Annotated in this window: 17 protein-coding genes; 12 read left to right on the plus strand and 5 right to left on the minus strand. The window is 33.9% G+C overall.

The features are described from left to right. The 9 genes from rpmG to ACI4WO_RS03935 all read left to right on the plus strand — a co-directional run. Positions 1-139: 50S ribosomal protein L33 (gene rpmG, locus ACI4WO_RS03895; protein ID WP_439806264.1), on the plus strand; the 139-nt coding region annotated here is incomplete at its 5' end. A gap of 14 nt (positions 140-153) precedes the next feature. Further along, on the plus strand, positions 154-402 hold the full coding sequence (gene secE, locus ACI4WO_RS03900; RefSeq protein WP_439806249.1) for a preprotein translocase subunit SecE: 249 nt from the start codon (positions 154-156) through the stop codon (positions 400-402). Between the two features lie 35 nt (positions 403-437). Continuing rightward, entirely contained in the window at positions 438-962 is a 525-nt protein-coding gene (nusG, locus tag ACI4WO_RS03905) for a transcription termination/antitermination protein NusG (RefSeq protein ID WP_439806250.1), read from the plus strand. An 85-nt stretch (positions 963-1,047) separates the two neighbouring features. Further along, positions 1,048-1,473, plus strand: a complete 426-nt coding sequence (gene rplK / locus ACI4WO_RS03910; protein WP_177532535.1) for a 50S ribosomal protein L11 — start codon at positions 1,048-1,050, stop codon at positions 1,471-1,473. Positions 1,474-1,596: 123 nt separating this feature from the next. Beyond that, a complete protein-coding gene (rplA, locus tag ACI4WO_RS03915; RefSeq protein ID WP_439806251.1) occupies positions 1,597-2,292 on the plus strand; it encodes a 50S ribosomal protein L1 in 696 nt (231 codons plus the stop codon). 216 nt (positions 2,293-2,508) lie between these two features. Next, entirely contained in the window at positions 2,509-2,979 is a 471-nt protein-coding gene (greA, locus tag ACI4WO_RS03920) for a transcription elongation factor GreA (protein ID WP_439806252.1), read from the plus strand. A gap of 22 nt (positions 2,980-3,001) precedes the next feature. Then, positions 3,002-4,612, plus strand: a complete 1,611-nt coding sequence (gene lysS / locus ACI4WO_RS03925) for a lysine--tRNA ligase (RefSeq protein ID WP_439806253.1) — start codon at positions 3,002-3,004, stop codon at positions 4,610-4,612. A 56-nt stretch (positions 4,613-4,668) separates the two neighbouring features. After that, positions 4,669-5,550: a hypothetical protein gene (locus tag ACI4WO_RS03930; protein WP_439806254.1), complete on the plus strand. Its 882-nt coding sequence runs from the start codon at positions 4,669-4,671 to the stop codon at positions 5,548-5,550. 124 nt (positions 5,551-5,674) lie between these two features. Further along, the gene (locus ACI4WO_RS03935; protein ID WP_439806255.1) at positions 5,675-6,301 is read left to right on the plus strand and encodes a zinc ribbon domain-containing protein; all 627 of its coding nucleotides are present in this window, start codon (positions 5,675-5,677) and stop codon (positions 6,299-6,301) included. 96 nt (positions 6,302-6,397) lie between these two features. On the opposite strand, the gene ACI4WO_RS03940 is transcribed toward ACI4WO_RS03935, so the two are convergent. The 3 genes from ACI4WO_RS03940 to ACI4WO_RS03950 form a co-directional block, all read right to left on the minus strand. After that, complete coding sequence (locus ACI4WO_RS03940) at positions 6,398-6,733, minus strand: PadR family transcriptional regulator (protein WP_439806256.1); 336 nt, start codon at positions 6,731-6,733, stop codon at positions 6,398-6,400. A gap of 189 nt (positions 6,734-6,922) precedes the next feature. Beyond that, positions 6,923-7,795 carry a DUF4097 family beta strand repeat-containing protein gene (locus ACI4WO_RS03945; protein ID WP_439806257.1) on the minus strand — a complete coding sequence of 291 codons (873 nt, stop codon included), beginning with the start codon at positions 7,793-7,795 and terminating at the stop codon, positions 6,923-6,925. Beyond that, positions 7,792-8,394: a DUF1700 domain-containing protein gene (locus ACI4WO_RS03950; protein WP_439806258.1), complete on the minus strand. Its 603-nt coding sequence runs from the start codon at positions 8,392-8,394 to the stop codon at positions 7,792-7,794. The genes ACI4WO_RS03945 and ACI4WO_RS03950 overlap by 4 nt, the downstream gene beginning before the upstream one ends. A 273-nt stretch (positions 8,395-8,667) precedes the next feature. Here ACI4WO_RS03950 and dpsA point away from each other — a divergent pair, with 273 nt between their 5' ends. Next, positions 8,668-9,552, plus strand: coding sequence for a dipicolinate synthase subunit DpsA (dpsA, locus tag ACI4WO_RS03955; RefSeq protein ID WP_439806259.1), 885 nt, complete (start codon positions 8,668-8,670; stop codon positions 9,550-9,552). Then, positions 9,545-9,913 carry a flavoprotein gene (locus tag ACI4WO_RS03960; protein WP_439806260.1) on the plus strand — a complete coding sequence of 123 codons (369 nt, stop codon included), beginning with the start codon at positions 9,545-9,547 and terminating at the stop codon, positions 9,911-9,913. Before dpsA ends, ACI4WO_RS03960 begins: the two co-directional genes overlap by 8 nt. Before the next feature lie 25 nt (positions 9,914-9,938). Here the strand turns inward: ACI4WO_RS03960 and ACI4WO_RS03965 are convergent, their stop codons facing one another. Further along, on the minus strand, positions 9,939-11,555 hold the full coding sequence (locus tag ACI4WO_RS03965; protein WP_439806261.1) for a recombinase family protein: 1,617 nt from the start codon (positions 11,553-11,555) through the stop codon (positions 9,939-9,941). Positions 11,556-11,833: 278 nt separating this feature from the next. Here ACI4WO_RS03965 and ACI4WO_RS03970 point away from each other — a divergent pair, with 278 nt between their 5' ends. Then, positions 11,834-12,280 carry a DUF4231 domain-containing protein gene (locus tag ACI4WO_RS03970; protein ID WP_439806262.1) on the plus strand — a complete coding sequence of 149 codons (447 nt, stop codon included), beginning with the start codon at positions 11,834-11,836 and terminating at the stop codon, positions 12,278-12,280. On the opposite strand, the gene ACI4WO_RS03975 is transcribed toward ACI4WO_RS03970, so the two are convergent. After that, positions 12,277-12,468, minus strand: a complete 192-nt coding sequence (locus ACI4WO_RS03975) for a hypothetical protein (RefSeq protein WP_439806263.1) — start codon at positions 12,466-12,468, stop codon at positions 12,277-12,279. The two genes, ACI4WO_RS03970 and ACI4WO_RS03975, sit on opposite strands and share 4 nt — an antisense overlap. Positions 12,469-12,492: the final 24 nt, after the last annotated feature.

Raw genomic sequence — 12,492 nt, forward strand, 5'->3', positions numbered from 1 at the left:
GGTTACTTTGGCTTGTACAGAATGCAAGCAGCGCAATTATTGTACGAAGAAAAACAAGAAGAATGACCCTGACAGACTTGAAATGAACAAATACTGCAAGTTCTGTAAGAAGCATACTCTTCACAGGGAAACTAAGTAACGGAGGTCCCCGGTATGTCAAAAGAAGAAAAGGCAAAAGAAAAGAAGACCTCGGACAAGTCCAAAAAGAAAAAACAGGGCAAAATCGCTAAATGGTTCAAGGATCTTAAAAGCGAATTCAAAAAGGTAGTATGGCCGACTAAGAAAAAAGTTTTCAATAATACACTTGTTGTGCTGGTTGTTATGGTTATTTCAAGTGCATTTGTCGGAGGACTTGATTACGGTCTGCTCAAGCTGTTCAGTTTTGTACTTAATTTGGGCTGACGGTGAACCTAAACTTGATTTAAGGAGGATTTTAAATGTCTCAGGCAGCTAAATGGTATGTTGTTCACACATATTCGGGCTATGAAAACAAAGTTGCACAGAATATTGAAAAAGTTGTGGAAAACAGAAATCTTCACGATCTTATCCTTGAAGTAAAGGTTCCTACCGAAAAGGTAACAGAGATTACCGACGGCAAAACAAAGGAAGTTGAAAGAAAAACTTATCCGGGATACGTTTTGCTGAAAATGGTTTATACCGACGATTCATGGTATGTTGTCAGAAATACCAGAGGTGTTACCGGCTTTGTCGGTCCTGGTTCAGAACCTACTCCGCTTTCAGAAGAGGAAGTAAAGGCACTGGGAGTTGAAATTAATTCCGTACAGGTGAACTTTGAAGTTGGCGACCAGGTTCAGGTATGCGGAACAGCTATGGATGGTTTTGTCGGAATAGTCCAGAAAATCAATATTGAAGACGGAACAGTTGATGTTTTGGTATCAATGTTCGGTCGTGATACTCAGGCTAACCTGGCTTTAAATCAGGTAAAAAAGCTTGATGATTAAAATAAAAACATGCAGTTTTTTAAGTGGGAGAGATAAAATTTCTTGATTATCTCGGTGTTACCACAATTATGGAGGTGCGTAAAGCATGGCACAGAAAGTAGTAGGCTATATAAAGCTTCAGATTCCCGCAGGTAAAGCTACACCTGCTCCGCCGGTTGGTCCTGCATTAGGTCAGCATGGCGTTAACATTATGGCATTTACAAAAGAATTCAATGAAAGAACAAAGAATGATATCGGAATGATTATCCCTGTAGTTATTACAGTATATGCTGATCGTTCATTCTCATTCGTTACAAAAACACCGCCGGCAGCAGTTCTTATAAAGAAAGCATGCGGTATTGAAACAGCTTCAGGCGTTCCTAACAAGAATAAAGTTGCAAATATCACAAAGGAACAGGTTCAGAAGATTGCTGAACAGAAGATGCCTGACCTGAATGCCGGTTCTCTTGAAGCGGCAATGAGCATGATCGCTGGAACAGCCCGTTCTATGGGTATTGTAGTAGTTGACTGAATTTAACGAATGACGAAGAAGTTTGAAAACTTTTACGTCTTCTGATGGTGGGAGGAAAATTCCGCTAACCGGAAAAGGCGTTTTAAGCCATCCGGTATTACCACTTAAAATGGAGGATTAATAATGAAACACGGCAAGAAATATATGGACAGCGCCAAAGCTGTTGACAGCACAAAGCAGTATGATTCTGCTGAGGCTCTTGATTTAGTATGCAAGAATGCAAAAGCTAAATTTGATGAAACAATTGAAGCACACATTCGTCTTGGTGTTGACTCAAGACATGCTGACCAGCAGGTCAGAGGTGCTGTAGTTCTTCCTAATGGTACAGGTAAAAACGTAAGAGTATGCGTATTCTGTAAGGAAGACAAATATGAAGCTGCAAAGGCAGCCGGAGCTGAATTTGTAGGCGGTATGGATTTAGTAGACAAGATCATGAAGGAAAACTGGATGGATTTCGACGTAGTTGTTGCTTCTCCTGACATGATGGGTCTTGTTGGACGTCTTGGTAAGGTATTAGGTCCTCGCGGTCTTATGCCAAACCCTAAGGCAGGAACTGTAACTCCTGATGTTGCTAAGGCTGTTACAGAAGCTAAAGCTGGTAAGATTGAATATCGTCTGGACAAGACAAATATTATTCACTGTCCTATCGGCAAGGCTTCATTCGGCTCTGAAAAGCTTGATGAAAACTTCTCAACTCTTATGGAAGCAATTGTTAAGGCAAAGCCGGCAGCTTCTAAGGGAACTTATATCAGATCCTGTACTGTTACATCTACTATGGGTGTAGGCGTTCCGGTTTCTACTACTAAGTTCGGAGTTTAATAAAATATATTTATATCATTTGAAAGCGGACAGGTTAAACTGCCCGCTTTTGTTTAAACGAACAAAATTTTTCTTTTGCTTTAATTGACAAAAACAAGAAAATCATATATAATAATATGATAGAGTCTCTAAGGCATAATTGCATAATTAGCAGTTTGATTTTTTGCTGTTATGCAGTATTGCTTTAATTAAAATTTAATAAGGAGAAATACAGTTATGGCAAAAAAACAAATGTCCAGAAAGGGCTTTGAAAAGCTTCAGGAGGAATATACAAGACTTGTTACAGTAAGAAGAGCTGAGGTGGCTCAGAAGCTTAAAGAAGCCAGAGCTTTTGGTGACTTGTCAGAAAATGCTGAATATGATGAAGCTAAAAACGAACAGGCTATGCTGGAAGCAACTATTGCACAGCTTGAGGAAACTATTTCTAATGCTGATGTTGTTGATGATGATGAAATATCAGTTGATGAAATTGGTGTTGGTTCAGTTATAAAAATAAAAAGGGATAAAAGTGATAAAATAGAAACCTTACAGATTGTCGGTACAACTGAAGCTGATGCTGATAATGGTAAAATTTCTGATGAATCTCCTATTGGAAAAGCTGCAATGAAGAAAAAAGTTGGTGACTTTTTTGTGGTTGAAGCTCCTGTCGGAGAAATCAGATTTGAAGTAATAGAAATTTCAAAATAAACTGGACGGTGAATAGTTAAAAATGAGTGACAATAAGAATAATAATAATATTCCTGAAGAGGAAATCACACAGCAGGATATAAATGTTCTTAAAAAAGTTCGTCTTGAAAAGCTTGATGAACTTAAATCAAATAATGCTAATCCTTATGAAATAACTAAATTTGATGTTACTGCAAAAAATGCTGATCTTAAGGCTGGATATGAATCAGAAGAAAAGGCAATAATTGATGCGGCTCAGGGAAATGAAGAAGCTATCGCCGCAGGACTTGATAAAATCAAGGAAAGAACAGTTAAAATTGCCGGACGTATTATGAGCTGGCGTGATATGGGAAAGGCAAATTTTATTGATGTCAGAGACGGTACGGATCGCATTCAGGTTTATGTAAGAATGAATGATATCGGCAAGGAAGAATTTGCTGAATTTAAAAAATGGGATATAGGCGATATAATTGGTGTTGAAGGTTTTGTTTTCAGAACAAGAAAAGGCGAAATATCTGTTCACGCTCATAAGGTTACTCTTCTTTCAAAATCACTTTTGCCGCTGCCGGAAAAATGGCACGGACTGAAAGACCAGGATACACGCTACAGACAGCGTTATATTGACCTTATTGTAAATCCTGATGTAAAGGATACCTTTGTAAAAAGAAGCCTTATTCTCCGTGAAATAAGGAATTATCTTGATAACCTGGGTTACATTGAGGTTGATACTCCTGTTTTGCATACACTGGAAATCGGTGCGGCAGCCAGACCTTTTAAAACTCATCACAATGCATTGGATATGGACATGTATCTGAGAATTGAAACAGAGCTTTACCTGAAGAGACTTATTGTAGGCGGTTTTGAAAAGGTTTACGAGGTTGGACGTATTTTCAGAAATGAAGGAATGGATACCTCTCATAATCCTGAATTCACTTCCATTGAAATGTATCAGGCTTATACTGATTATAAAGGTATGATGGAGCTTATTGAAAATATGTATGAAACACTCGCAGTGAAAATATGCGGTGATACAACAATTAAATATCAGGGAGAAGATATTAATCTTAAGGCTCCCTGGGAAAAGCTTACAATGGTTGAAGCAGTTAAAAAGTATGCTGGCGTAGACTACAATGAATGGGCGACAGATGAGGATGCCAGAGCCTGTGCAAAGGCAAAGGGTGTTGAGGTAGAAGAAGGTGAATCCGCAACTAAGGGACATGTGCTTATTGCATTCTTTGAGGAATTTGTTGAGGATAAGCTTATTCAGCCAACTATTATTTATGATTATCCGGTTGAAAATTCACCTCTGGCAAAGAGAAAACCGTCTGATCCGGCGTTTACAGAAAGATTTGAATACTTTATTTATGCAAGGGAAATGGGTAATGCCTTTTCAGAGCTTAATGATCCTGTTGATCAGAGAGAACGTTTTGTTAAGCAGGTTGAGGCTAAAAGAGCACAGGGTGCAAATGCGGAGGTTGATGAGGACTTCGTTACAGCTCTTGAATACGGAATGCCTCCTACAGGCGGACTTGGTCTTGGTCTGGATCGTCTGGTTATGCTTCTTACAGACAGCTCATCTATCAGAGATGTGCTTTTGTTCCCGACTATGCGTCCGATAGCACAGGATACAAGAAAGACTGAAGCTGAAGAATAATAAATACAGGGGGATACACAAATAGTGTACCCCCGTTATGTTTTTAAGGAGTAAAAATGCAGGATAAAAAAGATAAAAACAAAGAACAAAGTATTTTTGAAACGGTTCGAACGGTAAATGAAAAAGAAAAGCAAAAAGCAGAAGAAGACCGCATAAAGCAGGAAAAAGCTGAGGAAATACAAAGAGAAAAATATGAACATAAGCTTGCTGAAGATAAAGTAGAAATTTTAAAGCTTAAACAGGGTGTTATTGAAAATTCAGATAAGCTTGATTTATCAGCTGAAGAAAAAAAGAAATATACAGTATGGCAGAAGTTTAAAAACTTTATTTATCATAATAAATGGTGGCTGGGAATAACTACTTTTTTTGTTCTGGTTGCAGCATTTCTGGTGTATGATAAGGTTACAACAGTAAAGTCTGATATGAAGGTCATGCTGATATCAAATGATGCCGATTTGTATATGCATATTGAGGATATGGTTGACTTTTTTGGGTCTTATATTGATGATTATAATGACGACGGCGAGAAATGTGTGGATATAATTTATATTCCGATTTCAGATGATGAATCAGAAAATACAAAGAGTCTGAATGCATATGACAGTAATCTGAGTCAGCTTTCAACAGAGTTTCAGCTTGGTGAAACAATGATGATAGTTGGTGATTCAAAATCTGATGATCTGGTTCAGCCAGAGGATAGTCTTGTGAATCTGGAGGAGCTTTTCCCGGATTGTCCTGAGGTAGAAGATTATAAATATTATTTAAAGGATACAGATTTTGCAAAACTTATAGGTTATGATGAAAATACTATCCCTGATGATTTGTATATTGGAGTCAGAAAACCGACTAGTACGCTGAATTCTGATAAGACAACTCAGGAAAATTACGATATAGCTTTAGAGGCAATTGAAAAAATTATTGATGATTTATCAAAATAACTTTAAAAATAAAAAATATTTTGTGATTCATGACGAAATTTCATTTATTTAACATTTTTTCAATTGACAATTATTTTAATGTGTGTTAGTATGTTAAAAGTAATAAAATTTTTTGGGGGTATTTATGAGTAAATTTTGTATGCAGTGCGGTAAGGAAATTGAAGATGACGCTAATATCTGCGTTTATTGCGGAGCGTCTCAGGATGGTTCAGGTTCATCTGTGGGTGCGGATGTAAAAAAGAAAAGTAATGTATGGGTACCGTTAGTTGCGGCAGCTGCTGTAGTACTTCTTGTTCTTATTATTATTTTTAATCTGATCTTTGGAGCAGGTTATAAGAAACCAATTGATAATATGATGAAGTCAATTGAAACCGGAAAGGGCAAATATCTTTATAAGTCTATGCCTGAATTTCTGGTTGAGTATCGCTATGATGATGACAAAAAAGACGAAATTTATGATGCTCTTGATGAATCAATGGAGTACGTAGTGGAGATGCTTGAGGATGAGTATGGCGATGATATCAAAGTGTCATATAAAATAAAAGATAAGGAAAAAATCAAGAAAAAAGATCTTGAAAAGCTTGAAGAAAACATTGAAGATACATATGATGAGAAAGTTAAGGTATCTAAAGGTTATGAAGTAAAAATTAAGATTAAGATCAAAGGCGATGACGATAAGGATGAAGATACAACAACAATTAATGTTTATAAGATAGACGGCGATTGGTGTTTGATGGATTCTATTTTCTGATAATGAATTAATAAACAGGCTTATGCCTGTTTATTTTTATAGTGTATTAAAAACGGACAGAAAATATTCTGCCCGTTTTTTTTAATAATAAGAAAATTATTCGCCTTTGTAATTCAGAATTTTCTGAATGCCTTCAGTAATTGATAAGTATTCAGCATAAATCTGATCTAAGTATTCAATACCGGCTGGCTCAATATGATAGTAAACTCTTGTTCTGCGCTTACCAATTAATCTTTTTTCGTCAGAAATCATTTCTTTATCAATAAGACGATAAAGACTTGGATACATTGTACCTTCCTTCAGAATAAAGAGACCTTCACTGCGCTTTTCAAGTTCCTGGGTTAACTGATAGCCATACATGTCTTCCTGTTTGAGCAGGTGAAGAATTAACAGTTCAGTCATACCGCGTTTTAAATTTTCTTGTATCTTCATAGAATATCACCTCTTCTTAATTAAACCATAAATATTGACTTTTGTCAATAGTTATTTTACAAAAAAATATAAAATTATCTGAAAATATAAAAAATTGTGCAAAATATAAGAAACTTATTGGAAAATTTAAACATTTTCACCATATATTCAAGAAATAAAAATATAAAAGCAATTAAAAATATATATTTTTTATTTGATTTCTATTTTAATATTTCCGCTTCCGTCATTAATCTTAAAATTATATCGCCCATCATTGTTTTCAGGATTTTCCTTGCCGTTAACTGATACCGTACCGTTTATGACATTGAATTTGTAGTCAGATTCGTTTCCATAAAGTGTCATATCTACATCACCTGAACCAGATTTTATTCCACAGTCTCCGTTAATTTTACCGGATAAATCAAGGTCACCGAATTTATTGTTAATTATCACTGATTCACTCATAAAATTATTAAATAAAGTTTTGCCGGATCTGAGATTCAAATCTGCACTTGCTGCATCAATATTTAAACCGATCAAGTCTCCGCCGGAATTGTTTATCTGGGTATAATCACTGGTCAGATTGGTTATCTGGCTTCCTCCGTGACCGCATTCAATGAATATTCTTTCAGCAGTTATAAAGCTTATCTTTGATGTACAATAGCTGCTGTTTATCTGTACATCCTTAAGATTTAATTCAGCCGGAACGTAAATATCTATTTTTCCTTTTTTGTGAATGAATCCGGGAGTAAAAACAGTCTGATACCATTTATCAGTTTCATATCTCAGAGAAAAAGTATTGCTGTTTGTACTATAATCAAGAAATTCCTTTGAAATATTTTGTGCCTTAATTTTAAAGTCATCAATATCATTTGAACATATTATATTAAGTTCAGCTATTTCGGATTTTATATCCATATTAAAAATATTATTTGACGGAACATTTGCTTCAAATTCTGTGAGATTCATTTTTTGAATGTAATCATTTTTAGCTCCGGATACCAGTCCGGCAGCTGCTATTATAATTCCTGCTGCCAGAAGGGTGAAAGGAATTATTCGTTTGATTTTTTTATGTAGCTTCATATTTTTACCGCCTTTCTTCCTACCATTTTATTAATTAGTAAAATGATACCTTTGACGATTGATTTAAATATAAAAGCAACAAATTTTATTACAGGATTGAATATAATAAATGTCAGACTTGACATGGCTATTCCTGTTCCGACAAGAAATAAACCGATTGACAGTGTATCAAACAGATAGGGGATACCCATACAAAAAACAGCTATTCCGCCTATAAATAAACCTGCCAGAAACATTGCAGCTGCTGCAAACAATCCCAGGACAGCTAACATAATAAGCAGCAGAATGCCTCCCCATACCGGAAAAAGGACTACAGCCATAAGCAATAAAAATCTGCGCTGAGAGCTTGTCATCTTTTTATTTGCCTTAGAAACATTTGATTTTGTTTCATTTATCATACCTGAAAATCCATGACGATTATTCAATATTTTTTCAGCAAGTACTTTAGGACTGCCGAGACTGGCAATAACGTTATACTCATTTTCAATCCCAGCGTCAATAAAATATTTATCATAATATTTTATTGCAGCATTCCTCTCCTTGGGCGGCAGGGGCTGAAGATAGTGGTTCAGTTTGCTAAGGTAATCATATTTTGTCATTTTGCTGTTTCGCTCCTTGAAAAGAATTTTTATATCTTTAGAAATTCTTCTTTATACTATACAACACCACTTTATATTATAAACCATATCATTCAAAAAGTCAACGCAGACAAATAAACTTTTTAATTTGATGGTATATTTATTTACTTAATTTGCATGAAATATTTAAAACATATAATTATGACAGAAAAATCATAATAATATATTCTGCACAGAATTAAAAATCAATACATAATATATAAAAGAAAATCTAAATGGAAACGAGGGCTTGTTATGAATAAAGATATTACATTTCTGGTAGCCGGGGGAGATTTAAGACAGGTGTATACGGCAAAAAAACTTGCGGAAAATTATAAAGTTTATGCTGCCGGATTTGATAATAATATTATCGATTTTGGCAATGCAATTTATACTGATTATAAAATGCAGCTGCCGGAACTTGTTGATTATATAGTTTTGCCTTTGCCCGCTTCAATTAACGGAGTGTTTATAAATGCACCGTTTTGCAGAAATAATATTCCTATTTCAGCTCTTGCACCGCTTCTTAAAAATGGCGGAACAGTTTTCGGAGGAAAAATTGACCCGTCAACCATGAAGATTTTCAGTAAATGCGGAATTGATACAGTTGATTATTTTGAAAGGGAAGAGCTTAATATTTTAAATGCCGTTCCGACAGCTGAAGGTGCAGTCCAGATAGCTATGGAAGAAATGGCGACTACTATATATGGTCAGAAAGTACTGGTAACTGGTTTTGGAAGAATTGCAAAGGTTCTTGTAAAAATACTTAAAGGGCTAGGGGCAGATGTGACAATAACTGCACGGAAATATTCTGATTTATCCTGGGCAGAAATATACGGCTGCAAGGCTGTACATACTTCTGTGCTAGATGATGCAATAAGCGGATATGATTTGATATTTAACACTGTACCGGCTGTAATACTTGATGAGAAGCGTCTGGAGCGCATTAAGAGCAATACTTTAGTTATAGATCTTGCATCCAAACCGGGAGGAGTAGATTTTGATACAGCAGGCCGTCTGGGAGTTAAGGTTGTCTGGGCTTTATCGCTGCCGGGCAAGGTAGCACCTGTTACCTCCGGAGAAATAATCGCCTGTACTATTCTCAACATCCTTAAGGAGAGGAGATATACGGATGAATGAGCTTTCAAACGTTAAAATTGGTTTTGCAGTAACCGGATCATTTTGTACATTTGAGAAGGCTTTTACCCAAGCGGAGAGATTAAGAAAATCCGGAGCAGAGCTTATTCCCATTATGTCATATAATGCATCATCAGTAGATTCAAGATTTGGTGATGCTGAAGATAATATCAGGCGTCTTGAAAATATATGCGGCAGAAAAGTAATTAAGACAATTGAAGGTGCAGAACCCATAGGACCGAAAAAAATGACTGATATTATTGTGGTGTGTCCTTGTACGGGTAATACTTGTGCAAAGCTTGCATCAAGTATTACAGATACTGCTGTTGTTGTAAAACGGAAACATATTAGCACTATCATTTGATGAGTCTATAATGTGTGCTTGCTCATTATAGACTCTTTGTAAAAATATGAATATCAGTACCATCCCATACAATTTGTTTTATGCATTTTTTTATAAAATTTCTTTTATTTTCTATACTGAGATTATCAAAATTATTTTTAAAAAACTTTAATGACTCTGTAATGTTATTTATATTTTCTTTGCTTTTTTTATTAGCCTCAATTGTTGCTTTTAAGAGGGTTATTTCTTTATCAATAGATTGAATATTTTGATTTAATGCTTCAATTTCTTTATTTACATACTTTAATGTTGCATCATTTAAATCACATGTTAAGACTTTAATTAATGATTCAATTTCTTTCCTCTTTTCTATTTTTTTTGATTCATATTCTCTTATTGAATCAATTATATTGTCTTCATCTGTATTATATTTTATATTTAATATATGCTTATTAAAAATATTATCATCAGCTTCATAATTAAGCAGTAATTCACAAATCTTATTATCAATATATGCACCATTAACATTGCTACATTTACATTTTTCACTTTTGCTTTTTTCTTTAAGTTCACACATATATACATATGGTTTTGTACCGTCTTTATTCTCTCTATAGTATTTTGGGCGCATATAGCTTCCACATTTACATATAATAACTCCCGATAGTAATGCAACGGGATTATGTGATTGCTTAAATCGTATACCTTTATCTATATTGAGTGCTAATTGTTCCTGAACTTCTACAAAAGACTTGCCATCAATAATTCCTTGATGTTCTCCTATAGAAATAATCCACTTCGGAAGTTCGTTTATTATTCTATCTGAAATTTTATCTTTACTTTGTGCTACTTGTGTTTTAGCATATCCTATAAATCCATATTCACCGTCACATTCTTCTTCATTACAACATAAGTTACAGCCTTGCTCATAAAAATATTTAAACCCATATTTATCTGCCGTACAGTATACAGGATTTGTAAGAATTTTTTTAATTGTTGTAACAGAAAAATTACAATTCTTTCTAGTTTTTATATCATGATTTATTAAATATGTAACTAGTTTATTCATAGACCTATATTCAAGATATTTACTGAAAATTAACTTAATGATATTTAATTCTTCTTCATTTATAATTAATTTATAATATGATTTCTTATCTTCGCCAACGACTTTTTTAGATGAAAAACCAAATGGAGTTGTACCACCTAACCATCTGCCAGTTTTAGCAAGCATATACATATTATCTTTGATTCGCTCCGCTATTGTTTCACGCTCTAACTGTGCAAATACGGCAGCGATATTCATCATTGCACGTCCCATAGGGGTAGATGTATCAAATTGTTCCTTAATCGATATAAACGATGTATTAAATGCATTTAGCTTGTCAATAAGAGATGAAAAATCACCTACATTTCTGCTTATTCTATCAAGACGATAGACTATAATTAAATCAAATGGATTTTCATATTCTTCTTCCATCATTAATTTAAACATGGGTCTATTTAAATTCTTACCTGAGAATCCTTCATCTTCAAAAATTGAAATTTTATTTTCGGATGTGAAATGAGTTTTAATATAATTTTCACACATTTCAATTTGATTTTCTATACTTTCTCCTTTGCCGGTGAATTTTGATTTACGTGAGTATATTGCGATGCGCATTTTAAGACTCCTTTTGAAAGTTAATAACATTATTATAGCATTTTTTATTGGCTTTGTATAGAGAATATTAATATTTTTTAGCATTATATCAATATGCTTTACAGCAATTATGTTAAAATATTTAAAAAAGCGAAAAAAATAACGATGTAGAGAATATCTACATCGTAAAAGCAAAAAACATTTTTCTTCTTTTTTCAGCAAAATACTATATTTAACTATTGACATTTAATGGTAAATGTTGTATATTTATCTTATTAAGTTTCTTAGGGAGTGTAAAGATGGATATACATGAGTATATAGAAGAGCGATTAGACCCGCAAATTAAATGGTATGACGAAAAATCAATAAGCTGTCAGAAAAGTTACAAATTAATTCAAATAGTTGAAATTATTTTAGCTGCCACGATTCCGTTATTATCTGGGTATTGTAATATTTTTTTGATTTCAATAATAGTAGGAATATTAGGAATTATTATTACAATTTTAGAATCATTAGCTAAACTATTTAAATATCATGAAAATTGGATACAATACAGAACTACATGTGAATTATTAAAATATCAAAAATATATTTTTTTGACTGGAGCTTCTCCATATAATAAAGCAGATGAAACAGTAGAAAACATATTTGTTAAAAACATTGAACAAATTATTTCGTCAGAAAATAATCAATGGAAATCTACACACATAAAAATCAATAGGTCATCAGACGAAAGAAAAGACTAAATTTCTTCATAGGTTTTTTCAAAAATATCTGGTTTACAAGGATACTGCTCACCATTTACTCCTGTTATTATGTAATCACCAATGGAAGCTTTCATTGTACCTTCAAGTGTTTTTACTATAACAGGTTTATCAGTTTTATATGCCTCTATAATTACAGGCTTTTTTCTGTATTTTTTATCATATGACATCACCACCTATATTTTAGAAGAAAG

The organism is Porcipelethomonas sp. (assembly GCF_051893655.1).
Classification (GTDB): Bacteria; Bacillota; Clostridia; order Oscillospirales; family Ruminococcaceae; genus Porcipelethomonas.